Raw genomic sequence first — 25,148 nt, 5'->3', positions numbered from 1 at the left:
TCCAATGGTCGAGTTCGACACCTTTTAACGTCATTCACCCATTTCTGGGGTATATATGTTGTTATACTCCACCTAACTGGCCCTTATTAAGGAAATTAAATGTTTTCTTAGGTTGATAAGAACAAACTCACATTTATCTTAAGACCTGCTTACATATCATTGCTTTAATACATATTTAGAACCGGCAGTTCGCTTTGGGATAGTGGTCACTGCCGAGGCAGCCAGCGCAAATGGGTCCAGCAATCGGATTTGCGCTGGTTTTACTCCGCCTAGAAAATACACAGAAAGCTTTTTGACCACATCGGTCACTATGGTCGCCAATTATGTATGGAGTACTCAGGCCATTCTCAGGTAGTTCCTGTACGCATCTTATCAAAGCAGAAAGATGCAGTTACCCACCGCTCAACTACCACTAAAGAGACTGAGCTATTTCCATTAGCTGGTTACGCAGCCATCGGTGATGGGTTTGATTATCATTACGCTGATGCCAAAACATGAAAATTGGAAACTCTGGCCCCTCAAAAGGTGACGATAAAATCTTCAGTCCTAACAAACGTGCGCATTTTTGAGCCATACGTTTAGGCAACAAGGCAACATAGTCGGAATTAGTTGTCAAAAAAGAAAGTGCCATAAAATGAGGTGTTGACCAAATTATGTTCTGAGTCAACTGTTGTCTCACCAAGAAATCATCTATTAATGTATCAAACCCGTCTTGCACAGGTACTAGAATGTGACATCTTTGAAGATACTGCTCAAGCATAGTCTCAGCAACATCAGTATCGTGATGAACTACACACACTAGTTCTTCACGATATAGCTCTTGCTTCAGATGCCAATTTTTATGCTGCAGATTAACATCAATGAGTAAGTCAATACTGCCATCATCTAGAGAGCCTAAAACTGCAGCACGATTGACATCACTAATTTTGACTCGCATAGTACCGTTTTGACTAGCAAGATTTTCCAAAAAAGTCTTACCCAGGATAGATTCAACATAATCACTAGATGCAATTCGAAAATCCTGGAAATTCTCACTAGAGCCAACAGTTTTCTTTTCGAGCAAATTGCTTTGAATATCCGTCAAGATTCTACGCACTGAAACGCTGATTTCACGAGCGTAGGGAGTCGTTGCCATATCCCGAGACGAGCGGATCAAAATAGGATCATCCAGAAGTAAGCGTAGTCGTTTTAGCGCATAGCTCATGGCAGATTGACTCATATTGAGCTTTTCTGCTGCCCTGGTAACACTCACTTCCTCAATCAGAACATTAAGAGCAAGTAGCAGATTAAGATCTAATTTTCGAAGACTTGAGTAATCAATCACCATAGAAGGAGGAGTCCAAATCGACGAAGCAAATACCAGCCATCAACTCTATTTATTCAACAGATTGAACATGTGGATATAAACCCAGAAATCAATCATATAAATATGAGATATCGATAGCGTTTGTTTGGCAAGTCATTACGATCTTATTTATGCATGTACGACGATATATTTGGACGTTATTGTACAGACTGATTATGCTACGAATTCACAATAAATTCATGAATAGGCACCTACAAATAGAATCAGGCAATATTTCGTTACATTAACCTATCACAGTTCAACTTCTAAAATTGAAAGCATTTATATTTTTATTTGACTAATATTTTCTTACATCATAAGACAGATGTATAAATTGCAATAAATCCTAGATCTAAGTCTTGGTTGACAAATTTATTTTCCATAACTATGTCTATTACCCTATAAAAACAATAATCAATAATAGGTTTATGTACTTAGGTAAGTCTCAAAGATTTGACGCTTATTTAAACAATTTGATGTCTAATGAGATTTTTCTCCAGTTAATAATAGATTAAATTATGGATACCTTGTCTGATCTGAAGAGTGCAAGAACTAAAAAATAATAAGTATTAAAAGGTTAAGGACGTAGTTTTCAGTATGTAGAATCAAGCAAATGAGGCTGTATATTTATACATGATATAAAAGCTATTACTACTTAGAAATATTGGAATGCTTTTGATCTAATACGACTAAGGTCTGTACTAATAGGCGGTTTTTTTAATAAATTAGGATAATAGTTCAGTTTAAACCATTAGTCTCTGACAATAGTCTTGAAGACTGAAGAGATAAAAAGCATGAATGTTTTTTCTTATTAGCTAATTTAGCTTTTGAATTCTGCAATATTTTTCAGTCTTCAACTAAACTGAATCAGTCATGAATTTAGACAAAGAGACATAGCAGAGATCATCTTCTATATCATTGAAGTAGCTGATTTGACATTATCTATAGCAAATAAAGCTAACTGACATCGAGTTAGTAAATGCTTTTGATATCTCGAACTTAAATATACTTTTATGCTAAAAATTTTGGATCCCTCTGAAGCTGACACCGTCAAATGCCTTGTAAACATGTGGGTTGGACGATATTTTCCTAATCTCACTACGCTGCCAGAAGACTTTTACCATCATAGGCAATTGCTGAATACGGTGTCGAAGCAAGGACGTACCTATACAGCACACAAATTGAAACAACCAGTGATTGATCAAGCATGTAGTCTTGCCGCTGTTAGAACAAGAGACCTTTACTCTCATCACGGTGCTTCATACTTTAAAGAGACTGCTAATCTAGCCAAAATAACCAGTCGCATTTATGAGCGCTTGCTCGAAATTTATCAAGAAACAACATCAGTTGTATCATCCTCTCAGAAAAACCAAGAAAATTTACTACTAGATTCCTCTTTAGCAATTTGGGGGATACCAACAATTGGCGAAGTCGTTACTGCCTTAAGTCCATTTTTGAAAGAACTTCAAGATTGGCACAGTCATGCCAAGAACTGGCAATCCGCAGGATTTATCACCACTCAGATTACTCTGAGTAACGCTATATTGCTTGAACGGCTCGACCCTGTAGAGCAAGTTTTTCTCAACTGCTATTTTAATTTTCTTGAGGAACAAGTAGCATTACCCTGGCAGCGTATGTGTTCAGCTGCAGCAGATCATTCCTCTAATTCTCCACTATTTAAGCTTGTCGAACGCCTATTGCCAAGCACAAGAGAGATTTCAGTCGCAACATACAACAAATGGAAGCATGTTTTCCCAATTTACTACGGCAACAGAGGTGCAATAGAGCATCCAGCCACCCGGCATTCTTCCATACGAGACTTTGATATGTTCCAGGTTTACCTGTGGATCAGCCTACTCGAAGGAAATTTTATCTTGATCGAGCAAGAGTTACTGACACTTTGTGCAATAGTCAACAGCACTTTGAAAATTCCATGGGACATGACTGCTGACGGTACTGTTTTGTTGATAAATGAAATCCTAAGTAGGTTAGAAACCGATGAAAAGAACAGAGTTCGTCCATACGCTCAAGGCATGATTAACGCTTTTATGCGTAAGTGAGCCTGCATGGAGATACGTTGATTTAAGACATAGGCTACAACCTAATTCCTATTGCTCTAGTGACAACCTCGGACATATTGCCCTGGTGTAACACCCAGCATTTTTTTAAAGTGGCGATGTAGGTGGCTTTGATCGGCAAAACCTGTGGCTAATGCTGTTTCAGCTATGGGATGCCCTGTAGCTAACAGTCGTTTAGCGCGTTGGACCCGGACATGGTTGAGGTAAGCATGGGGGGGTAAGCCAACTTGTTTTCTAAATACTCGCAGCAAGCGAAATGGGCTCAGATTTACAAGTGTTGCTAACTCATCCAGGGAAATATTGCAGGTATAGTGGCTAGTCAGATAGTCTCGTACTTGCTGTACAGCGTTGTTTTCTTGGCCAACTGCTTTGGTAATGGGGCGATTGCTAGCATAGCCGTGAATGAGTTGGGCCATTTCCCACAGAAAACGAGATTCTCTCTCCAGGGATGAAGGGGACGTTTCGAGGACGCGATGTAGGCTGATCAGCTGTTGATTTAAACATCGATCGTGAATAACCGGAGATGAAAAATACGGAATTGTGCCTGAGCGTTCGCTCAACTCTGCTGCTGCCTGCTGTAGCCAGTCGGTTGCTGGCAAAAGTGTACGATAGGTCCAGCCGGTTTCTAAGACGGCTTGCCCTGTATGCATTTCACCTGGTTGAGTAATCACTACACTCCCGGCTGGGGCAATATGACTCGCACCGCGATAGTCAAACTCCATGGCTCCTGACTCGACAATGGCAATGCCAAATCCTTCATGGGCATGTCGAGCAAAGGCGTAGGTAATGTAGGTGGCGTGAAGCATTTCTAAGCCACGCAGCGCTGAATCACGCCAAAATTTAACGCGTTCTTGAGGGACGGTTCGGCGATTCATAGACAACATAGCTCACAGGATCTAAAGCGGAACCATCAGGTTATCGGGACGTGGGGCCAGCCAATAGATGAAACGGATTAAAGTTGGTATGGCGGTCGTAAAAGTCTTCGTTTTCTTGGCGCTTTAGCCAATGGGTCAAAACGTAGGTGATGGGGGTAAAGAAAATTTCTACTCCACACTTGAAAACATAGTTAGATAGGATCAGGGTCACCATTAAACCAGGCGGGAAAAGTCCCCAGAATGCGATCGCAATAAACAGCCCCGTATCCAGCACCTGACCCACCAGGGTAGATGAAATCGTTCGCATCCAAAGCTGTCGCCCACGGGTAGCAACCTTCAGCTTGGCTAAGATAAACGAATTAGAAAACTCCCCAACCATGTAGGCAATCAGGCTAGCCATGACAATTCGTGGCGTCAGCCCCAGAATTTGATCATACGCTTCCTGGTATGGCCAATCAGTCGCAGCAGGCAGTGCTCCGACCACAATAAAGGTGACCGACATAATCAGGGCCGCCATAAACCCGGTCCAAATTACCTTACGGGAACGGGCATACCCATACACCTCAGTCAGAATATCCCCAAAAATGTAGCTCAGGGGAAACAGTAAGGTACCCCCATCAAAGGTGAAAAAGCCAAAATCGACAATCTTGGTCGACGCTACATTGGAAATCAACAACACAGTCACAAATAGTGCCGTAATAGTATCTAGGTGTCGAAAGCCACGCCTGGGGATTGGGTTAGCCATTTTCGTTATTGGGATCAGTGATTTAGATAAAATCCATCAGTTAAGGATACCAGGGGATTTGATGGGCAGCTAGCGCCTGACTATCTCGCCAATTTCCCAGTGGCCAGCAGCCTGAGAAGCTGCGTTAGGATACTCAGGGTTTTGATTTTTGGCTATGGAAATTTTAATTTCAGCCGTGCTGCCCATTGCGCTGGTGGCATTGGTGGGGGTTTGGGTGGGTTATCGCTTTGCACTGGAGCGCCAAACCCTAGCCCGACTCAGCATTTATGCATTAGTGCCAGCTCTAGTCCTCCACAGCCTGGCTCAAACCACCCTGGCATTAGGAAATGCGATCGCCATCCTCACCGCTTTTATTCTCCATACATCCCTCCTCTATTTACTGGCCATTATTCTGGGCGGATTCTTTAAATTCTCATCCGATCAAAAAAAGAGTTTAATTGCCACAACAATCTTTGCCAACGTCGGTAATATGGGTCTTCCCTTTGTCCTGTTTTCCCTGGGGGAAGCAGGCCTAGAACGAGCTATCGTATATCTTGTGGGCTCTAGCCTGATGACCGCCAGTGTCTTTCCCATTGTGCTCAAAGGGGAAGGCATTCTCAAAGGCTTGCGCTATACGGCCTGTCTACCAGTATTGTGGGCTGCGATCGCAGGCATAACCTTACAAAGCACCCATACTACGCTCCCTCTTCCCATTGAACGCGGGGTTACTCTCCTCAGCGAGGGGGCAATTCCAGTTGCCCTGCTGATGCTAGGCATTCAACTCTCAGAAACCCCCTTTGTCTTCGGTCGCTATGAGCTCATGGGTGCAGGTTTACGGCTGATCGTATCACCGCTACTAGCTTTTAATGTTGCCAATTTAGTCGGCCTCAGTGACATTGATCGCCAAGTTGTTATCTTACAAGCCGCCATGCCCGTAGCCGTTAATTCCCTGATCTGGGTCACTGAACTGGGGGGCGACACGGTGCGAGTCGCCAGAACAATTGTGGTATCAACACTGCTTAGCCTGGGCACGCTACCCATCGTATTATGGCTCAGCAGCTAATTTGGTTACTGATTTGAGAGTCTCCTGAGCAATGTGACAATCCCGAGAAATTTGCTCTTTTAAGGCATCTAAAGAATCAAACTTTTGTTCTGGACGAATAAAGCTCTCTAAACTAACTGTCAAAGTCTCTCCATATAAATCACCACTCCAGTCAAACAAATGCACCTCCACACTCAAGTCTTGGCCTGCAACGGTAGGGCGGTTGCCAATATTCATTACCCCTAAAATGGGTTTATGCTCCGATAGGACACCACGGGCCTTGACGCTGTAAACGCCTTGTCGAGGAATAAATTTATCACCGGGCAGCTTCAGATTAGCCGTTGGAAAACCAATAGTACGCCCTAACTGTTTACCTGGGGTGACCACACCGGTGAGGGTGTAGGACCGCCCCAAAAGTCGATTGGCTTTATCTAGCTCACCATCAGTCAGGGCCTGACGAATGCGGGAACTGCTAATACGACCCTCGACATCATTTTTGAGGGGCACAATGGTGACGGGGATGTGATGGCGGGTTGCGATCGCATACAGCAACTCTGCATTACCCCCACGGTTTTTCCCAAAATGAAAATCGCTACCCACACTAATATGGGTAGCCTGCAGCTCTTGAAGTAATATCTGCTCCACAAACACAGCCGCATCCAGATTGGCCAATTCTGCATTAAACGGCAACAGCACCAGTTGATCCACCCCCAAACAGGCCAGCTGCCGACTCTTTTCTGCCAAGGGCGTTAGCAACTGACGCGATTGCCCTGAGAAAAATTCCCGAGGGTGGGGGAAAAAGGTTACTACCGACGTCCATTCAGAAAATTCAGACGACAGTATCTCTGCTCGGTCTATGGAAAGGATTCCTGGCAAATGACTATAGCCGGACGCCTCAGCAGCCTGCAGACACATATCTTCAGCCAAAACCAAAGATGGCAGGCCACCCTTATGGGTTAAAACAGGCTCAATAACCTGCTGGTGGCCAAGATGCACACCGTCAAAGTTACCAAGAGCAATTTTAGTCAGCTTTTTCGCTGACGTAGGAGATGAAGTAATCCACACGCTTTACATTTTTACATGAAAATTAGAGCATAGCGCGGGATGATCGCAGCAAGCCTGATTAAAGGATTTTATTGAGCCTGCTCCACCGGTTCAGTCATCGCCTGAACAAAGTCATTGTAGGGGCTCACCATCTGTACATTGGCGACATCGACGATCGTGATACCACCCACTAGTACAGCAACCATCCAAAAAAATGGATCAAGGTCCTGCAAAATCTTATTACCCATGATTAACTATCTCCTGAAGAAAAGTGTGTATTACGCGGTGTGTGAAAACTATGCGTATCTGAAACTGCTGTATTTCTAACTATTCTAGAAAACCCATACAGCTCTCTTTTATCTTCACCCTGAAGGATTATTTAAAGCTTTTAACCGAGATATTTCTTCATTTGTAGTTCAAGCACAAATAGGCCTCTAGGAAGCCTCTAGGAGGATGTCTGCAAAGCATGACTTAGCCATACCACCCTGATTGCATATTTAAGGAGAATCGAACGCAAAATCCCAAAAAGTTAGAGGGATTAAAAAGTTTCAGCAGCACATTTGATATTTTTTATGCCCCTCTTATGGCCGAATCGACAAATAATGCTGGTTAGCCCATCAAAATAACAGTATCAATCACATGAATGATGCCATTGCTCGCTTCAATATCTTCAGCGAGAACAGTCGCATTTTTTACTTCCAGAGGACTGTGGCTACGTATCGGTATTGGCGACCCCTCTACCGAGACCACCTGATCAACCTGACGCAGCTGGGCAGAATCCCAGGTGCCAGCAACCACGTGATAGCAGAGAATACGACCAAGCTGCGGAGGATTTTGCACCAAGTTGTTCACCGTGTTGGGAGGCAGCTTAGCAAAAGCATCATCGTTGGGTGCAAAAACGGTGAAGGGGCCTTCCCCCTGCAAAGTCTCCACCAAATCAGCCGCCTGTACAGCCGCCACTAGCGTTTCAAATCCCGGTGTATTAACGGCTATGTCGACAATCGTTGGCATGATTCAAGCACAATTTAGGGACGTGTAATAATTTATCGTGGTCGTTGTAGGGGTGTTCCATGGAACACCCCTACAACAATTTTCATCGATAGCTTGGGGTTTGAATCTGACGTAGCCGCGCTTCTGGCCGCGTCAGCCGATCCATCTGAGCTTCAAAAAATTGACGGTTAGCCATCAGATGCTCCGGATTGGGATCATCAAGGGGATAGAGCAATGCCGTTCGTAACGCCTGAATTACCGCCGATGTCACGTTATACATCGACCGTTGAAACGTAATGCCTAACTGAATTAACTGGTCGTCTTCTCCGCGACAGTGCTCTTTGTAATAGTCTTGGAGGTAAGGGGGCAAGAAGTGCAACATATCCTGCATCAGCAAGGTGGGTGGAATACCCGCGCTGCCCACCGGAAAGACATCCGCATAGAGAATGCCATAGTGGAAGTCTGGCTGTTCACTGGGCACCTGATGCAACTGAGCATCATAGGACTTGGTGCCGCGAAAGGGGGCCGTGCGATAAAATACCGCTTCCACATAGGGTAGAGCAGCTTCATAGAGCCAGGTGAAACCAACTGATTTAGGAATCACCTCAATGCACTCATCACCAACATAGACATGGTGATAAATAGGGCGACCAGCTACAGCAAAAATACCATTAACCAAGAAATTCATGGCATCGGGCACGCCCTTAAATCCACCCTCATCATAGATATCCGACATCTCAAAGAATACCGGAGCCATGACTTCCCAAAACAATCCCAGGTTGGCGTAGTAAGACATTTGTCGAACCTGTTCTAGGAATAGGTCAGGAAAGACTTTGTAGAGAGCCAACATAGCTGGATTGCCTTTGAAATAGGCCTTAATCGCCCGATCTGCCGCCTCCTTGTAAGGCTCACTATATAGATATTCGTTAAATCTAGGATTAATATCCGTATGCCAAAACATTGCCCGCATGCAGGCTTCCGCGAACTCCATGTTGACGCGATCATGATTCAGATGGTGCAGCAATCGAGGCAAACGACTAGTCTCCCCTTTCTCCATGAACTCTAATAGTTCTGGATGAGCCTCACCTCGTCCCCGCCAAATCCTCAGAGGCGATTGGTCGCCAGAGTAGGTATTTTGGCGATCTAGATATTCTTGCGAGATAAAGTACTTAAAGAATGGCAGCGGCTGTAAAAATACTCGTTCACCGATATACAACAAATCTCGCCAGTAAAAGTCCATGGGGACGGCATAGGCTTTGTAGATACCAATAATCTGCATCAGATTTTCTGGGGTATCTGGTAGCATCGAGCCGCCAGCCTCCAGCCGATGAATGACATCAGCATGGATATGGGTAGAAGGGGGGAGCTTTATAGTAGTAGTGGTTGCCATGGGTATTTAAGAAAGCAAAAATACGGAAACAAGTAGAATCTTGGATGAGAATTAGTCACCCCAACTAGCCGGTTAGGATGAGGTTTTATTCAGTACACGGCTGCCCATCTTAAGCGGTTGTAGTTGCACCTGCTGCATCGGCGCGATCGCAACCGACTTCACATCAGTGGGCTCACTCCAACGCATGAGTAGATTGGGTTGGAGGCCCAGCACAACTATCAGCACAGCTAACACCAGAGCCGGTGCTTTCTCATTGAAAGAGACTTTTGGAAAATAAGCTCGCTCATTATCTAAGCGACCAAAACAGGTGCGATTAAGCAAGATGACAAAATAAACCGCCGTGAGCCCCGTGCCCACAATCCCAATCAGGGTTTGCAACGGAAATACACGAAAGCTCCCCTGGAAAACAGCAAACTCAGCCGCAAAGTTAACCAAGCCTGGGATACCAGCACTGGCCATGGCACCTAGCAACAGCGTAGCGCTGACAAAAGGCAACCCCCGAACCGGATTCATCAAGCCATTGAGCTTGTCCAAGTCTCGACTGCCCACCTTCGCCTCGATGACGCCAATTAGGTGAAATAAAATTGCCAGGACTAAACCATGGGCAATCATATGAGCAATACACCCCGAGATGCTGAGACTACTAGCCGCTGCGCTACCCAGTAGGATATAGCCCATGTGACTAACAGAACTGTAGGCCACCATACGCTTGATATCCTGTTGCACAATGGCCAAAAAAGCGCAGTAGATGATGGTAACCGCTGCCCAGGCCGCAATCCAGGGGGCAATCACTGTCCAACCTTTAGGCAACAAACTCAGACCAAACCGCAACAAACCATAGGTCCCTAGTTTTGCCAGCACACCACCTAACAAAATCGCCACTGGTGTGGATGCAGCCACATAAGTATCTGGTAGCCAGGTATGCAAGGGTACCATTGGTACTTTGATGCCAAACCCAATCGCCAAGGGAATCAGCAGCAATACCTGCAAGCGTGCAGACAAGTCAGTTTGAGACAAGGCAGCATAGCTAAAGTTGTCAGCACCACCCAGCCATAACAAACCGAAGCCACTGAACAGGATCAACGCTCCTGAAATAGCTGTATAAATGAGAAACTTGGTGGCCGCATAACTCCGCTTTTCACCCCCCCAAATGTTAATCAACAAATACAGGGGAATTAAACAGGCTTCGTAGAAAAGAAAGAATAAAAGAAAGTTCTGAGCCAGAAACGCGCCTGAAATCACAGCGCTGGTAATTAGCATCAAACTGTAGAACAGTCGCGGACGCTCTAGCTCAGGTCGAGCGCTATAAATCGCGATCCAGGTCAGCAAGGTATTTAGGGCCACCATCAGCAGCCCCAATCCATCCAAGCCCAGCTCATAGTTCAACCCCAGTGTCGGTAGCCAGGGCAAAGACTCCACCATTTGGAACCCGCTGTTGCTTAAATCAAACCGACTAAACAGCAATAGGGTCAACAGCAAAGTAACCCCTGAGCCCACTAAAGCCACCAACTTCGCCTTAGCCGGTGGAAAAAGACTTAACACCAGGGCTCCTAGAATTGGCAGCCCCATCAACAGAGTTAACATCATGGCTTGAATGGGTTAAACAATTTGCAGAACACAATCAGAATGTGAGACTAAAACGCTGCAGAAATTTAGCCTAGATTTGGTACGTACCTCCAGGTCATAAAGAGACCCAAAAGCACAACACAAATAGTAATCGTTAAAACATATACCTGAGACCGTCCAGGGTTGCTATATTTCAAAGTCTCTCCACTCAGCAAGGAGAATACTCCAATCAAATTGACAAAGCCATCAATGACATAGCGTTCTATCCAGTTAAACCCCCCCGCCACGCTAGCCACGGGCCAAATCACAACATTTTGGTAAAGGCTAGGAGTGTAAAAGTCGTAGGCCAGCAGACTTGAAAACCACCGAGGCATGTAGTCAACAGGCAACTTCTCTCGCTGAATACCATAAAATGCAAAGCCCAAACCCAAACCCAGCCCTGTGGACCAAATTAAGAGCAAACCTGTCTCGCCAATGGCAGTTTGCATAATCGGCAATAGTTTGAGGGTCTGCAGAATAATGGGGATGTGCAAGGTTAATGCCGCCATCGCAGCCATGGGTAACACGACTGACCAGATGGGCTCTGGCGCACGGCTACTCATTGCCTTAGGTTGTCCCGCAAACATCAGACAGAACATGCGAACCAAGCTAAAGGCCCAAAGAGTATTGATGGCTAAAACAATCACAAATGGAAGAATCTGACCGTCGTACCACAATCCTGTTTCTAGAAAACGCATGGCCCAAAACCCCCCAAACGGAGGTAGACCCAGTATCCCTAGGGCTCCGAAGATGAAAGAGAGGGCTGTCACTGGGCGACGAGACCATAAGCCACCCAGCAGGGTGAGGTCCTGGGTAACACAGGTGAGAACCACAGAACCCGTGCTAGCAATTAGGGTTGCGATCGCAACCGAAAACGCCATCAACAAAAAGTATGCTACCCCTACCTGAGAGGTGCCGACCGCAATCAGCACCAACCCCATAAACGCACTGGTTAAATAAGACAGCACCCGCTTGACATCAATTTGAGCAATCGAAATCAGGGCTCCACCAATGGCCGTCACCGTACCAATTGCCACAGCAACAGAATCAACTACCGGAGACAGCGCCAGCACAGGCGTCAGCTTAATCAACACCCAGGCCCCCACCGGAATCACCACAGAATTCCGTAAAATCGTCGTCGGCAGAGGCCCCTCCATGGCCGAATCAAGCCATAGATGTAGAGGAAACTGAGCACACTTACTAATTGGCCCCGCCAACAGCGCTAGTCCCAACAAAGTTGCCGTCGTTCCCTCAATCGGATGACCAGACGCCCACTGGGCCAGCTCAGAGTAGCTCCAGGTACCCGCCAGCGGATAGAGAGCAATCACCCCCATCAGCAGGATTAAATCCCCGATGCGCTTAGTCAAAAATGCATCCCGCGCTCCAGTCACCACCCGAGGCTGGTTAAACCAGAAGCCAACAATCAAATAGGTGCCCAGGGTCAAAATCTCTAGCATCATGTAGCTAAAGAACAACGAGTCACATAGCAACAACGCTGTCATCCCCACCTCAAACCAGGCCAGCAAGCTATACAAGCGAGCCCAGCCCCAGTCCATCTCCAAATAGCCGATGGCATAAATCTGCGCCAGCAAGTTGAGTGTTGTTACCACTACAACCGCAGCTAAATTCAAGGTAGACAGCTCAAACGGCAGCTCAATTGAGAGATCGGCAACCTGCATCCAATCTAAGGACCAACGCAGCGGTACTTGCCCCCAGACCGCCTGCAAAGCTAATATTGCATGCACCAAGGCTATGGTCGTCGTCAAAAGATTAATATACCCCGCAGGACGTGGACCTGTACGCCGAACAGTCATCCAAGGAATCGTAAACAGGATTCCTAACAATGGATAAAGCGGAATTAACCATCCCGTTTGTAAGCAAACCTCAGCCATGGAGCAACTTCAAAAGCAACATCTAGGGACTTAACATCTGAATCCGAGGCATTAATCGTGGATGCAAAAACCGCCATTGGAGTATCCCCAGCCCCAACAGAAGATTTTGAACCCTGACAAAGTGAATTCAAAAGATCATTTAGCTGAGTCTATCTGAATTCGGAAACGATTTACTTAAGTCTATTTATAATTTAAGTTTAGTTAATTAGGTGTCAAAAAGCCAGAATTTCAATAGAGCATTTTTAATGTAATTGTTCAGATAGATTTATCTACCTCAATGCAGCGCCACCTCTTCGATTGCATCAAGGTTGATCAATAAATTAGGCTCATCCGCTCGCTGACAGCGAATTTGAAATGGGCAGCGGGTACAGCGTTCTAGGATATCCGTTTGAGGAAACACCTGACACTCACGCAACTCCGACAAGCGATCGGTCAACCGCAACAGATCGGCTCTCGTGCGATCATGCTGTGACAGGCTGTAGATAAAGCGATAGTCGCTGGGGGGCAGATCCTTGCCCTGCGCATCCCGGTGTCTCACAAACCAGTAGACCATAGTTAATTTCTCAGGGGGCAACTGACTGGTCTCGGCTAACACATATAGGTAAAGACGGGTTTGCCAATCATCAGCCAGGCGAGCTTTTGCAGGTGGCTTGAGATAGGTCTTCCAATCCACAATTAGCCCCGAATTCTCTGTCAACACAATCAGGTCATAAATCACCGTAAACACGTAGCCATTAAACGCTAGAGTACGCTGATGCTCACTTTGACGGAGGCATTCTCCAGGCTCCGCTTGAAATAGCTGGGGTGCCTGCTGTCGCAAAGCTTCAACTTTAGCCACCATCTCTCCATGGGCAGGGGCCATAACAGCAATGGGTAACCCTAGAGCCTGCTGCTGCATCAGTAAGTGAAACTGATTCCCCCATAGAGCCGCTTCCTGACCTTGCGGTGAGGGTGGGACGGCTAGAGCCTGGTCAAAGATGTACTGAAACCGACGTGGGCAGGTCTCTAACAAGGTGAGATGGGTCTGGGATAGGGAAAGAACAGGCAATGCCATAACACAAACCAATAGATGAGCACATCTCAATGAGTAATTGCCGTAGGGGGACCTGCTCTCGCAGGGCTTGTTGCCGACTCTAAACCTTCCTCAGCACAAATACACTGCCTTGATTACCGCGACCAATCCGCATAGTGCTATCCAAATACGTCACCTCTAACCAACCAGGTTCTCGGTTTGAGCTGACGGTAAAGTCAATGCCGCGCATCAGGTTGAACTTACTCGTCTGCTGCATCGCCTGAATAAACTGGTCAGGATTTTGATAGCCCAGGGTAGATTGCAAGCCAAAAATTGCGCGGTCAAAGCGGACATTCACCCGCTGGTCAGAGACGGCTTCAAACGTTGCTGTCACAGATACCAGCCCCCCTAGGGCAGCTTTGATTTCCGCCAGATTGTAAATGCGCTGCTGGTCTATGCGAACACACTGATAGATATTGCCCAGCCCCAGCAGCGGGAATCGGTCAATGCCCAGTAATTCAGTACTAGTGGTGTAGAGCAACTGCCAGTTGCCATTGAGTAATTCCGTTGCTGCCAGGGGATTAGCGGTGGGATTACGCGCCTCTAAACAGACAACCTTAGATAAGATGTCAGCTTTTTGCTCAGGAGCCGCTAGTAATCCACGGTTGGTGGGTGCGATCGCATCTAAAAGGTCAGTTTTCTCAAACATGGGCACATTTGGTGGTGCGGCGGCGGGAAACAAACAGATACCTAACCATACGGTCCCCTATTTCAAGGGCTAACGAATTCTTGGCATCAAAGACTTGACATCAGCATCCTTTCATACTTTATTGGCATGGCATGGCAGGCAATTCTTAATATCCAGCTTGAGCCCATCCATATTCGTGGTGGCTACTGAAGTACTGTATATTTTGATGCAGAGATTTCTAATCTCCATGTAGAAAAAAGTAGTTTTGACATTGCATTTAGTAACTTTCTATCTACTTTTTTGCCATGTGAGTTGGGTATAGTTATTTACCCAAGTCCAATCTCAACCACAAACGCGTATGACTAAATACAATCCCTCCGTACGGCAAATTCCTCGTCAACAGCATGCGATGGTTATCCCCGAACGGGGCGACTCATCTATTTTACGTTGGCTAGAAAGTACAGGACGTTTGATCCCCCGTGAACCCGCAGAAGTTGTCCGTGACGAAGCGGATAGTGAGGAAATTTCCGATCTGATGGGTAGTGATGACGCTAGCTTTGATGACTCGGATGATACCTCTGACGATAGCGATGATAGCGACGAGCCTGACGAATAACGTGCTCTGCGAATAAAGCCAAGTACTTCCTTAGGCTCACATAAACCAATAGATTTGTAGCCTAAGTCCCTGGACTTTTAGTGATATTCGCTAGAGAATCTATAAAAGTGAGGCCTTTTTTTACTTTTAGCACTCCTTATCGACAGACGATTCTGTACGGAAAGTGGGGCTAAACGCTTGAAGTGTGTGGTGTGTGAAGGACGTGAGTTGTGGATGCTAAATTCTTTACCTCTAGGGCAACGGCCCTAACAGGTACAGGCCTTTCAGTGCTGCTAATGGGCACCCTGTCATGTTTAGCAGCTGGTTTAGATTTGTGGGTAGGTCGCGATTGGTTCACCCAGTCGAGCCTACTGATGCCATTTCTATTTTCAGCTGTGGGTGCCGCTTTACTTGGTTACGGTGTAGTGCCGCTACTCAAGCGACTCAGAGCAGGTCAGTTTATTCGAGAGGAAGGCCCTAAAGCACATTTAAAAAAGGCAGGTACCCCTACCATGGGGGGCATCTTTTTTGTCCCTGTGGCATTGTTGGTAGCGATTCTAGCCTCCGGTGGAGCCGTGAATACGCTGGCAGTTTGTGTCTTGACCCTGGCCTACGGTTTTATTGGTTGGTTGGACGACTGGCAGGTACTAAAGCGTCGTTCCAATAAGGGAATTTCCCCCAAGATGAAGCTGGCATTGCAAATTGGTTTTGCCATTGTCTTCTGTGCCTGGGCTATGACCACCCAGCCTACTGAAATTACTAGTCTTGCTCTACCCTTCGGCATTCTGCTGCCTCTGGGGCTGTTGTTTTGGCCCTTAGCCGGGTTTACGATGGTGGCCGAAAGCAATGCCACTAATCTAACCGATGGTGTGGATGGGCTGATGGGCGGTACAGGTGCGATCGCGCTTTTAGGGTTAGGCGCATTAATTGCCCCCGACTATCCCGAGCTCATGGTCTTTTGCGCAGCCATGAGTGGCGCTTGCGTCGGTTTTCTTACCCACAATCGTAACCCCGCTAGAGTTTTCATGGGCGACACCGGCTCTTTAGCCTTAGGTGGAGCCTTAGCAGCTGTCGGTATTTTGAGCGGTCACCTGTTTGCACTCTTTATCATTACCCTGCTCTTTGTAGCCGAGACTCTGTCAGTGATCATGCAGGTTAGCTACTACAAAGCAACCAAAGGCTCAGATGGTAAAGGCAAGCGGCTATTTAAGATGGCCCCTCTACACCATCACTTTGAGTTATCCGGCTGGTCTGAGATTCAAGTGGTCAGCGTGTTTTATTTACTAGCCGGGCTACTATCCTGTGTCGCTTTGACCACCTTGCATTAGAGCCTGACTGAGCGTCTTATCGGTTAGACACAGCCATTTGCAAAGTCCATACAGCGTTTGAAACAGCGGTATTCCTGCCGCTGTTTTATTGTTTGTGTTTAGCGGACTGGGCCAGAATTTGCCTTGATTCGGTTGGGAATTCTTGTCACACTACTGCTACGGTGGGGGCGTCAGCCTCGGATTTTTTGAGGGGGTTAGCCTTGGATTTTCTGAGGGGGTTGGGTTTCATACTTCAACCCAACCTACGGCATCTCCCACGACCTTCGCTGCTTTCCTTGTTTGCTGAATTTCTATGCCCACCTCTGCCATTCTGCCTCTGCTTAATGAGCTCAACCTGATCCAAGACCCTACTCAGGTAGCCAAGCTTTCTAAGGATTACTATCACTTCAGCCCAGTGCTGACATCTCTGCTGGACGATAAGGTAGCAGATTTAGTGGTTCGACCGTCCAGTGAGGCCGAGGTTATGCAGGTGGTGAAAGCCTGTGTTGCCACAAAAACGCCGCTCACGGTCAGGGGCGCAGGCACGGGCAACTATGGCCAATGCATTCCCCTAGAAGGTGGTGTGGTTCTGGACCTGAGCCAGCTCAACCGGGTGAAGTGGGTTAAGCCGGGGCTGGCCTGTGTGGAAGCAGGGGCTAAACTGGCGGCCATTGATAAAATCACCCGTGAACAGGGTTGGGAGATCCGCATGGTTCCTTCCACCTACCGGACTGCCACGATTGGTGGGTTTATTGGTGGTGGCAGTGGCGGTATTGGCTCAATCACCTATGGACAGCTGGCCGATCGCGGTAATCTCCACGCTGTCCGGGTAGTCACCATGGAAGACGAGCCGAGGATTCTGGAGCTACGGGGCGATGAGGTACAAAAGGTTAATCATGCCTATGGCACCAATGGCATCATTACCGAGTTAGAAATTCCATTGGGTCCGGCCTACCCTTGGGCAGAAGTGATTGTCACCTTTGATGACTTTATGACGGCGGCCCGGTTTGGCTACACCCTGGGTGAGGCTGACGGCATCATCAAAAAACTAATTAGCATTCACGCCTGGCCGATTCCCAGCTATTTTGCGGCCCTCCAGGATGCCTTACCAGAAGGTAAAACCGCTGCCTTGCTGATGATTGCAGAGTCATCGTTAGCGCCCTTGCGGGAACTGGCAAAAGAATTTGGCGGCACCATCACCTATGAAAAAACCGCCCAAGAAGCCAAAAAAGGTGCAGCTTTAGCAGAATTCACCTGGAATCACACGACGCTCCATGCCCGGAATGTCGATACCAGCCTCACCTATCTACAAACACTGTTTCCCTACGACACCGAGATGAAGCTGCTGGAGCACATGTACCAGCACTTTGGCGATGAGGTAATGATGCATCTGGAATTCTTTCGAGTGCATGGACAGGTCTGTCCGGCGGCACTGCAGTTAGTGCGCTATACCACCGAAGAGCGTCTGAACGAAATTATTCGCTACCACGAAACCCAGGGAGCATTTATCGCCAATCCTCATACCTACATTCTGGAAGATGGTGGTCGTAAGGAAATTAATGAAACTCAGGTGGCATTTAAGGCCCAAGTCGATCCCTATGGGTTATTGAATCCTGGCAAGATGCGGGGCTGGCTTGAGCGTGATCAGACTTGATTTTTACGTCTGCTTATTGTCCTGCCCCGAGAGAACACCCATCATTGAGCCGATGTCATTCATAGGCATGCTGCTGATTAAACCAGACAACTCAGGCTCATTGTAGGCGTTGGTGATATTTCTGCTATGTACATAAATTATGATTTCAGGATTTATTTTATCTAGATTGCTACTGACCCCTTCAAAATTCAGAAGATTCCACTTAGGCTGATAGCTGTTCTGATAAAACACCTGATATTGAGTATCACCATTGACTATTTTGTCCACCATCTTATAAGTCGTTGACTTGGACTTATATTGTTTATGCCTCTCCAAGATGTCATAGGCGCTTGTAGTGATGATGTAATCATAGATGCCGGCATCAATCTCCTCTTCTGATAGTCTATGAGTTGTTTCATAGGCATCAAAACCTCTATATTCAAACCTGGGAAGATATTCTACGTCTCCTATCCCCAAGACATAAGAGGTTTTAGGAATAGTGAGATCCATCTCTTTTTCAGTCACATATCTTGCATCATTGATCATGACTATGTCCACCGAAAAAGCTTGGACAAACATGTAGAAAAACAGAATAAAAACAAAGCTACGGCCAAGCACTTTATAGGTTAAATATCTTTTGCGGCTAAGCAAAACATCAGAAATAAACTGCGCCCCAAAAAAAGCAAGTATGATACAGACCGGAATAAGAAACCGAGTCCGGCTATATAGAATAACACTCACAAAAAACAAGTAGTAAGAAATAACCGGAACTAGCAGAGAAAGCTTACAGTAATTATTTATATCCCTACCAAAACCGTTTCTATAGACTTTAAATAGGCTCATTACCAAGCCAGCCAAACAGATCCCAAACACAGGTAATGTAAAAGAAAACTGTACGTTTCTCAACGACTGCAATAGTAGCTGCCAATGTTGGGACCAGTTATTATCATCTCTAGTAAAAAAGTCAGCACTATCATAGCTGGCTGGACCAATTAATAATTGAACATGAGATAGAAAGCCAGAGTAATTAAATAGAATGTTATGGATTGCGCAAAATAAGATAACAGACAGCGCTGTAGAGTATAGGACTTTTCTATCAGTAAGGGATTGCAGCCAACCTACTCGCAAAGTTCTTCTATCGTGGATGCATTTAGAAATCAAAATATAGGGTGCCGTTAAAACATAAAGTCCATAGGCTTGATCTTTAGTACAAATAGAAAGTACAGCAGCCGCAGAAAAAAGCAAGTAATCAGTTAACCTATGCGCTTTTAATATACGGATATAAAACAGCAAAGAAAGGCAAAACCAAAAAACATATGGAACTTCAACATTGATTATTTTTGAATAGTAGACAAAAGGTGTCAGCAAAGAAACGATTAAAGCTGTTAGTAATGATTCTTGCTTAGGAGATATTTCTCTTCCACATAGATAGACAACTAGGACGGTCCCAGTGCCCATTAGCACAGACACAATCCTGCCCACAAAATAAGAAATTTGATAGGTGAGGTGAAATATATTAGTTGTTGAGTTATCTACAAGCACTCCTGAAAAATCTATAAACCCAAGCTCACGCCATATAATTGCAGGCAGGTTTAACGGCAAGTAAAGTACAGCTAGAAGATAGAAATGGAAAGGAGGATAGGTATCATACCAATTACCAGAAAAGAGATCAGAAATCCCTAGTAAAACATCTTTTGGGATGATTTCATCTGGAGCCCAGCCTTCCCAGCTCGGTAATCCCCACCAGATCCCCAGTATGTTTAGGAAAAAACTCATTCCTAAAATAGGAACGATATTTAAATCGATAGCCTCAACTAAATAATGAGATAGTGAAGCCCTAGAACTCTGATATATATTCTTTGGAAAATGTCTCGGCAATAGCTGATTAATAGGCATGATATAGAGGGCCATTTCGGCTAATAATGATTCGGCTTAATATTGTCCGCTCATATTTTTAATGCAATTTAAACAGGCTAAACTCACTTGCTAATGACGAGTTCACCAGCCCCACCAATAACGTTTAACTTTGGGGATCAGCACGTTGCAATCAATCATAAGTTCATCCTAGCAATCCATCTAGATGAAACTAGACAGCTATCCTTCCCAACTACTGGAGCTGCCATATATGCAAAACTGTAGATTTAACATAAGTTGTCAATTTTTATACTCGCTTGGGTTTACTGGTAGTCTGCTTTTGACTATGGTGCCTAACGTCATGGCACAATCACAACCAGGCTGGCAAGACTGGCACAAAATTACGGGGTCTGATCAGCCATTACCCTACAGTTCTGGTTTCTCAAATCTAGAACTGGGAGGCTATTTAGAGTATCAAGACATTTGTGCCCAAGCAGCTAGTGCTGCCCAGGAACCCTTTACCTACTGGTACCGCCTCAGCGATCTTGTTTTGGCAATAGGAACGGGCGAGGTGGAGAATAAATGCCAGATGGGAGATGAAGTTGTTGCTACCTACAGGAGTACAGCTGTGCTGATGGGTATAGATGAGCCGTACTGTTTGCGGGTGAATACAGACGTGGGTGGCGGGCTAAGGGTGAGGGACAAGAGAAGTATTGCTTCACGACAGATTGATTTCTTGCCAAATGGCACTGAAGTCTTTTCGCTCAGTTTACCAGCATTAATCATGACGGATGAAACAGGACGCCAATGGCTTTCGATGGAACAACGTTCAGGAGAAAGACAATTAGAGGGTTGGGCATCAGTATCGTCAGGGGCAGGGGAATATGTAAATTTTCGGCTATGTGATCCTGATGTGTGATAGTCAGGCTAGGCTTAAGCGCGTGATTGATTTATCGATAATTAGGATACTCTCAAGTTCAAAAGACGATGCTTGATGAATGGCATCTATCTGGCATTGTCTGAGGATGTGGTTTTGAATAAACTGCGGTGGAGACGGGATAATCAGTCTGCGAAGCAGTGGCGAGCTGTATTGGAAGTTTTGAAAGTACAGGGTACAGCTCTTGAACTTGACGATTGACAAGAATGAGCTGATTTTTTAGCTCATGGATACCTTAATGCGAGCATTTGAACAAGCCGGATTGGAGTTGTAATCCGTAAGTGAGACTAAACTTGCCTTAACAAATAAACACATTTTTTGCTGAGGTTATTCGACTTAAGTCGTAAAAAAATCAATTTGGCTTGATATTTCTACTGAGTATCCTGAGGCACGATTTTGGATCGCGTAAGCCTAGAAGAATCCAGAACTAAGAGCTAACGTCTTTTTTCCAATTACGAATGAATCATACAAGAGTCGTAATTGTGGAAATCCCAGGAACCATTTAATGCTTCGGTGCTCTTACTTCTAAAGCGAAAACTTTATCTTTCAATATATGGAAAGCAGAAATTTTAGGATTTTAGCTTTTCTCTAAATCGACTTTTTTATAGTCCTATGATGTCAGAAATAAGCCTGCCAGCAGCACTGAGTAAACTCCCCGAAGATGCGCCTGAAGCAGTTGTCAGCGCAACCTTCTTTGTTCCACACGTTTTAGAGGAACTTGGTTTTTCTCAAAGTAATGGAGAGGTCATTCCAGAGTTTGACACTGGGAAAGGCGCAGCAGACTATGCCGTTCGGAAAAATATTGGTGATGATATTTTTCTACATACTCGTAACAACCCGTATATGATATGCGAGTTAAAAGGACGGGATATTAATTTAGAAGAAGGTTCAGCTCAATATAAAAGGGCTGTTCAACAACTCCACAAAAAATACCTTTTAGCTCCTAAATGTCGGTCAGCCAAATGGGGACTGCTTACTAACTCTTGTCATATTCAACTATTTAGAAAGCACAATAAGGTCATTCATCCCGCAACTCCTTGCTTAGAAATATCTCCTGAGACTATTGATACTGTCATTGAAACCATCAGACAAAAGATTGAAAATCCTATCAAAGCTCTAACAGTAGCCATTTATAACAATAAAGGAGGCGTGGGAAAAACTACTACAACAGTTAATTTAGCTAGTATCCTAGCATTGGCTAAAAAAAGAGTATTAGTTGTAGACTTCGATCCCAATCAGCAAGATCTGACGAGTGCTTTAGGTATCCCCTTAAGTAACGGTCAAGTTTATACAGCATTAGATGATCGTGATGCTGATATACGGGATGCAATTCAACGTTATGTACCACCTCTGAAGAAAATTGCTGAGAATGATTTGGGTTTTGACATTCTTCCTGCTGATAAAGTATTAGTCCATGACATTGATGAGTCAGACTTACGCCAAAAATGGAAAAAACATACGCTACATAGAAAGCTGGCTGAATTAAAAGACGCTTACGATTACATCCTGATCGACTCCCCACCAAACTGGCGGATCTTTAGCCAACAGGCCCTATACGCAGCAGAGGTTGTTCTAACACCAACTAAGCATAACAATCTTTTCTCCTTAGAAAATGCTGTTTCAGTTATTCGAGATTTTATCCCTGAAGTTCAATCTATGAAAGGGGATGCAACTCCAATAGCACTACCGATCTTTTTTAATGGAGGAAAGATCACTCCTTATCAATTGCAAGAAGCGCAAAAAGCCTTAATCGAGATGATTAAGCAAGCTAAGAAGATACAAAGTGAGAGACCTAAGTTTGATTTACAGCCTTACTTTTTTCCAAGATATACAAATGCTAGAAAGGATCTGCATATTTTTCAATTACCAAGCTATGCAAACATAGCCAATGCTGCATTTGCACGCATTCCGGCAGTCTACAGAGACAAATCTGCCCGTGAGTACTACATCAGTTTAGCGAAGGAATATTTTCTACATGGCTAGTCTTAGTGATATTGGTAATCTTATGCATCTTTACCTGGATGAAATTGAACCAGGTGAGGCAACCCCAGCCCCAGAGTTCTTGATTCAGGCATCAGCACAAGTCTTGAATCAGAAGTGCGATCGCAACTGGGTTCCTATCATTGTTAAAGAAACAGGCGAAGATCAGTACCAGGTTATTGGCAACTCATTTATCTACGCAGTCGCTGAAGAAGCAGGGTTGGAAAGAGTATGGTGTGTTGTTGCTGACGATAGCGACGAAACAGCCGAAGTAGCCCGAGTATTATCAGGTGAAGAAATCCCCAGGATCAATCTTTCCAAAGCTTCTCATGATGAGATCACCGCAGCGCTGCAATACTTGATTGAATTACCTGGTAGCGATTTAAAGAAAGTGAAGCTAGCCACTGCTGTCAATCGTATTGAAGAAGCCCCCCGCCAATATTGGAAAACATTAGATCCCATTGCTAATCTAAAGTGCGGCATCACACGAGGCAAAAAATTAAATACGCTAAAGTCGGTCTTCTATTTAACGCCTCAGCCCATGCCTGAAGTCATTACTGATCCAGTACTCCTCAAAGGTCTAACAGCAACAGAGCTAAAGAAAATGGCCAAGAAACGGGGAATCACTGGCTACAGCAAAATGAAAAAAGCAGAACTCATTAATGTTTTAAGCGAATCTGGCGAGGAGTAGTCCTGATTCAATCACTATTTGCGGTACTCGATGTGTCTTGCTAATTGTGAACTTCAATACTGGACAGTTCTCATAATGAGAGCGTTAATTAACTGCTGAAATCGTCTAGTCAACACCACAGCCGCAACAAATTGTCCCAGGGCTAATGCCCACCAGAGGCCAATCCCTTGCCAACCCAGCAAATGGCCTGCCAGGTAGCCCAGCCCCAGACCTATGCCCCAGTGGGCCAGCACATCAACGGTTGCCAGTAGATGAGTGTCTTTGAGTCCCTGTAGCGTGCCTGCACTGATTAACCGTATACCTTGGGCAATCTGAAACACTACACCGACTTTGAATAGCGTTGCCGCGATCGCAACCGTTGCAGCATTCTCCGGACTATTCACATCGAGATAAAATCCGGCAATAGTCTGAGGTAAAACCCATAGGGGAATTGACAATATCACCACCAGCAGTAAATTCATCAACAAGTTAGCATGGGCCACCCGTCGCGCTGCCCGAGGAGAACCCGCGCCAATTTTGTGTCCTGTTCGCATGGCAGCGGCATAAGCAAAACCCCAGGAAAACATCAACAATAGCTCTGTAGTAGTCATCACAATCCGATGGGCCGCCAGCAGTTCTGTACTCCACAGCCCCATCAGTAAAGCCGCTGCCGTGAGGGCACCCATCTCTGTGCCATAGTCCACACACAAAGGCCAGCCCAGGTGGATGATTTCGGAGAGGATGGTGCGATCGCACCGCCACCATCGTCTTAATAACCGCAGTCGTCTGAGGGATGGATGCAGCTTTAACCACAGCACCGCCACCACAAAACTCCACCAGAAAACTATCGTGCTAGCCCAGCCAATACCAGCCAGACCTAGCTCTGGTAACCCCCAGTGGCCATACATTAACCCATAGTTGAGAGCAATATTAAGTGGAATACTCACAAGCAGCAGCAGCATTACCAAACGCGGTCGTAATAGCGCTGTCAAAATTTCTTTAAACACAAACAGCCCTAGGGCCGCAGGCAGCCCCCAAACGATGGCATGCAAATACGCCGTCGCTCCATCCACAATAGCGGCCTGCTGGCCTAGAAGCCTCAGAATGGAATCCAGATGCCAGATCAAAACCATGGTGGGTAGGGAAATCCCAAAGCTCAGCCACAGACCCTGTATATTGATGCGACTGACCCGAGCATGGTCTTGGGCACCGTGGGCTTCAGCTGCGATCGCACCCGTCATTTCCAATAACCCCGTACATAGGGACAGCAGCATCCAAAACGCCGTCGCGCCCAAACCGCCAGCCGCCAGCAGCGATGTGCCTAAACCACCCATCATTAGGGTATCCACAAAATTGACCGCCCCCTCTGACAGCTGAATCAGCATCAAAGGCACTGCCAGCTTCAGAGATGCGATCGCTTCGGCCCGTAGACCATTGGACCAACGCGGTAAGGCATAGAGTTGAGGCATAGTAGATGCAAATTGTAG

General features: G+C 45.7%; 21 protein-coding genes. 8 read left to right on the top strand and 13 right to left on the bottom strand.

Annotated features, from left to right (window positions below):
* Nucleotides 1-412 precede the first annotated feature (412 nt).
* Complete coding sequence (locus N836_RS59710) at nt 413-1,327, bottom strand: LysR family transcriptional regulator (protein WP_023074393.1); 915 nt, start codon at nt 1,325-1,327, stop codon at nt 413-415.
* Nucleotides 1,328-2,358: 1,031 nt separating this feature from the next.
* On the opposite strand from N836_RS59710, the gene N836_RS59705 reads away from it, so the two are divergent.
* Nucleotides 2,359-3,405: a hypothetical protein gene (locus N836_RS59705; RefSeq protein WP_023074392.1), complete on the top strand. Its 1,047-nt coding sequence runs from the start codon at nt 2,359-2,361 to the stop codon at nt 3,403-3,405.
* 56 nt (nt 3,406-3,461) lie between these two features.
* Here the strand turns inward: N836_RS59705 and N836_RS59700 are convergent, their stop codons facing one another.
* Complete coding sequence (locus tag N836_RS59700; RefSeq protein WP_023074391.1) at nt 3,462-4,298, bottom strand: AraC family transcriptional regulator; 837 nt, start codon at nt 4,296-4,298, stop codon at nt 3,462-3,464.
* Between the two features lie 40 nt (nt 4,299-4,338).
* Nucleotides 4,339-5,043, bottom strand: coding sequence for a queuosine precursor transporter (locus N836_RS59695; RefSeq protein ID WP_023074390.1), 705 nt, complete (start codon nt 5,041-5,043; stop codon nt 4,339-4,341).
* Nucleotides 5,044-5,197: 154 nt separating this feature from the next.
* Between N836_RS59695 and N836_RS59690 the strand changes: the two genes are divergently transcribed.
* Nucleotides 5,198-6,085: an AEC family transporter gene (locus N836_RS59690; RefSeq protein WP_023074389.1), complete on the top strand. Its 888-nt coding sequence runs from the start codon at nt 5,198-5,200 to the stop codon at nt 6,083-6,085.
* Here the strand turns inward: N836_RS59690 and N836_RS59685 are convergent.
* From N836_RS59685 to N836_RS59655, 8 genes are all read right to left on the bottom strand, one after another.
* On the bottom strand, nt 6,068-7,129 hold the full coding sequence (locus N836_RS59685; RefSeq protein ID WP_023074388.1) for a bifunctional riboflavin kinase/FAD synthetase: 1,062 nt from the start codon (nt 7,127-7,129) through the stop codon (nt 6,068-6,070). The genes N836_RS59690 and N836_RS59685 overlap by 18 nt on opposite strands.
* Nucleotides 7,130-7,197: 68 nt before the next feature.
* On the bottom strand, nt 7,198-7,356 hold the full coding sequence (locus tag N836_RS76645) for a hypothetical protein (protein WP_023074387.1): 159 nt from the start codon (nt 7,354-7,356) through the stop codon (nt 7,198-7,200).
* A gap of 361 nt (nt 7,357-7,717) precedes the next feature.
* Nucleotides 7,718-8,119 (bottom strand): fasciclin domain-containing protein, encoded by a 402-nt coding sequence (locus tag N836_RS59680; RefSeq protein WP_023074386.1) that lies wholly within the window; start codon nt 8,117-8,119, stop codon nt 7,718-7,720.
* 82 nt (nt 8,120-8,201) lie between these two features.
* The gene (locus N836_RS59675) at nt 8,202-9,488 is read right to left on the bottom strand and encodes a CO2 hydration protein (protein WP_023074385.1); all 1,287 of its coding nucleotides are present in this window, start codon (nt 9,486-9,488) and stop codon (nt 8,202-8,204) included.
* Nucleotides 9,489-9,560: 72 nt separating this feature from the next.
* Complete coding sequence (locus N836_RS59670; RefSeq protein ID WP_023074384.1) at nt 9,561-11,075, bottom strand: NADH-quinone oxidoreductase subunit M; 1,515 nt, start codon at nt 11,073-11,075, stop codon at nt 9,561-9,563.
* Nucleotides 11,076-11,140: 65 nt separating this feature from the next.
* Nucleotides 11,141-12,985 carry an NAD(P)H-quinone oxidoreductase subunit F gene (locus N836_RS59665; RefSeq protein ID WP_023074383.1) on the bottom strand — a complete coding sequence of 615 codons (1,845 nt, stop codon included), beginning with the start codon at nt 12,983-12,985 and terminating at the stop codon, nt 11,141-11,143.
* Nucleotides 12,986-13,259: 274 nt separating this feature from the next.
* Nucleotides 13,260-14,039 (bottom strand): PD-(D/E)XK nuclease family protein, encoded by a 780-nt coding sequence (locus tag N836_RS59660; protein WP_023074382.1) that lies wholly within the window; start codon nt 14,037-14,039, stop codon nt 13,260-13,262.
* A gap of 79 nt (nt 14,040-14,118) precedes the next feature.
* A complete protein-coding gene (locus tag N836_RS59655; RefSeq protein WP_023074381.1) occupies nt 14,119-14,706 on the bottom strand; it encodes a PAP/fibrillin family protein in 588 nt (195 codons plus the stop codon).
* Between the two features lie 337 nt (nt 14,707-15,043).
* Between N836_RS59655 and N836_RS59650 the strand changes: the two genes are divergently transcribed.
* The 3 genes from N836_RS59650 to N836_RS59640 all read left to right on the top strand — a co-directional run bounded on the left by N836_RS59650 (nt 15,044) and on the right by N836_RS59640 (nt 18,241).
* Nucleotides 15,044-15,301: a DUF3134 domain-containing protein gene (locus N836_RS59650; protein WP_023074380.1), complete on the top strand. Its 258-nt coding sequence runs from the start codon at nt 15,044-15,046 to the stop codon at nt 15,299-15,301.
* A 209-nt stretch (nt 15,302-15,510) separates the two neighbouring features.
* The gene (gene mraY, locus N836_RS59645) at nt 15,511-16,608 is read left to right on the top strand and encodes a phospho-N-acetylmuramoyl-pentapeptide-transferase (protein ID WP_031293396.1); all 1,098 of its coding nucleotides are present in this window, start codon (nt 15,511-15,513) and stop codon (nt 16,606-16,608) included.
* 292 nt (nt 16,609-16,900) lie between these two features.
* Nucleotides 16,901-18,241 (top strand): FAD-binding oxidoreductase, encoded by a 1,341-nt coding sequence (locus N836_RS59640; RefSeq protein WP_023074378.1) that lies wholly within the window; start codon nt 16,901-16,903, stop codon nt 18,239-18,241.
* Nucleotides 18,242-18,244: 3 nt separating this feature from the next.
* On the opposite strand, the gene N836_RS59635 is transcribed toward N836_RS59640, so the two are convergent.
* The gene (locus N836_RS59635; protein ID WP_081716926.1) at nt 18,245-20,131 is read right to left on the bottom strand and encodes an ArnT family glycosyltransferase; all 1,887 of its coding nucleotides are present in this window, start codon (nt 20,129-20,131) and stop codon (nt 18,245-18,247) included.
* 304 nt (nt 20,132-20,435) lie between these two features.
* Here N836_RS59635 and N836_RS73620 point away from each other — a divergent pair, with 304 nt between their 5' ends.
* From N836_RS73620 to N836_RS59620, 3 genes are all read left to right on the top strand, one after another.
* Entirely contained in the window at nt 20,436-20,993 is a 558-nt protein-coding gene (locus N836_RS73620) for an SH3 domain-containing protein (RefSeq protein ID WP_152532212.1), read from the top strand.
* Between the two features lie 630 nt (nt 20,994-21,623).
* A complete protein-coding gene (locus tag N836_RS59625; protein ID WP_023074374.1) occupies nt 21,624-22,994 on the top strand; it encodes a ParA family protein in 1,371 nt (456 codons plus the stop codon).
* Nucleotides 22,987-23,682: a Rho termination factor N-terminal domain-containing protein gene (locus N836_RS59620; protein ID WP_023074373.1), complete on the top strand. Its 696-nt coding sequence runs from the start codon at nt 22,987-22,989 to the stop codon at nt 23,680-23,682. Before N836_RS59625 ends, N836_RS59620 begins: the two co-directional genes overlap by 8 nt.
* 53 nt (nt 23,683-23,735) lie before the next feature.
* Here the strand turns inward: N836_RS59620 and N836_RS59615 are convergent, their stop codons facing one another.
* Nucleotides 23,736-25,130, bottom strand: coding sequence for an MATE family efflux transporter (locus tag N836_RS59615; protein ID WP_023074372.1), 1,395 nt, complete (start codon nt 25,128-25,130; stop codon nt 23,736-23,738).
* Nucleotides 25,131-25,148 lie beyond the last annotated feature (18 nt).

This window comes from Leptolyngbya sp. Heron Island J, assembly GCF_000482245.1.
Taxonomy (GTDB): domain Bacteria; phylum Cyanobacteriota; class Cyanobacteriia; order Phormidesmidales; family Phormidesmidaceae; genus Leptothoe.
This window is presented reverse-complemented; position numbering and strand designations above follow the sequence as displayed.

Coding starts and splice junctions, on each gene's coding strand:
- N836_RS59710 (WP_023074393.1), bottom strand. CDS start 1,327: ATGGTGATTGATTACTCAAGTCTTCGAAAATTAGATCTTAATCTGCTA.
- N836_RS59705 (WP_023074392.1), top strand. CDS start 2,359: ATGCTAAAAATTTTGGATCCCTCTGAAGCTGACACCGTCAAATGCCTT.
- N836_RS59700 (WP_023074391.1), bottom strand. CDS start 4,298: ATGAATCGCCGAACCGTCCCTCAAGAACGCGTTAAATTTTGGCGTGAT.
- N836_RS59695 (WP_023074390.1), bottom strand. CDS start 5,043: ATGGCTAACCCAATCCCCAGGCGTGGCTTTCGACACCTAGATACTATT.
- N836_RS59690 (WP_023074389.1), top strand. CDS start 5,198: ATGGAAATTTTAATTTCAGCCGTGCTGCCCATTGCGCTGGTGGCATTG.
- N836_RS76645 (WP_023074387.1), bottom strand. CDS start 7,356: ATGGGTAATAAGATTTTGCAGGACCTTGATCCATTTTTTTGGATGGTT.
- N836_RS59680 (WP_023074386.1), bottom strand. CDS start 8,119: ATGCCAACGATTGTCGACATAGCCGTTAATACACCGGGATTTGAAACG.
- N836_RS59675 (WP_023074385.1), bottom strand. CDS start 9,488: ATGGCAACCACTACTACTATAAAGCTCCCCCCTTCTACCCATATCCAT.
- N836_RS59670 (WP_023074384.1), bottom strand. CDS start 11,075: ATGATGTTAACTCTGTTGATGGGGCTGCCAATTCTAGGAGCCCTGGTG.
- N836_RS59665 (WP_023074383.1), bottom strand. CDS start 12,985: ATGGCTGAGGTTTGCTTACAAACGGGATGGTTAATTCCGCTTTATCCA.
- N836_RS59660 (WP_023074382.1), bottom strand. CDS start 14,039: ATGGCATTGCCTGTTCTTTCCCTATCCCAGACCCATCTCACCTTGTTA.
- N836_RS59655 (WP_023074381.1), bottom strand. CDS start 14,706: ATGTTTGAGAAAACTGACCTTTTAGATGCGATCGCACCCACCAACCGT.
- N836_RS59650 (WP_023074380.1), top strand. CDS start 15,044: ATGACTAAATACAATCCCTCCGTACGGCAAATTCCTCGTCAACAGCAT.
- N836_RS59640 (WP_023074378.1), top strand. CDS start 16,901: ATGCCCACCTCTGCCATTCTGCCTCTGCTTAATGAGCTCAACCTGATC.
- N836_RS59635 (WP_081716926.1), bottom strand. CDS start 20,131: ATGGCCCTCTATATCATGCCTATTAATCAGCTATTGCCGAGACATTTT.
- N836_RS73620 (WP_152532212.1), top strand. CDS start 20,436: ATGGCACAATCACAACCAGGCTGGCAAGACTGGCACAAAATTACGGGG.
- N836_RS59625 (WP_023074374.1), top strand. CDS start 21,624: ATGATGTCAGAAATAAGCCTGCCAGCAGCACTGAGTAAACTCCCCGAA.
- N836_RS59620 (WP_023074373.1), top strand. CDS start 22,987: ATGGCTAGTCTTAGTGATATTGGTAATCTTATGCATCTTTACCTGGAT.
- N836_RS59615 (WP_023074372.1), bottom strand. CDS start 25,130: ATGCCTCAACTCTATGCCTTACCGCGTTGGTCCAATGGTCTACGGGCC.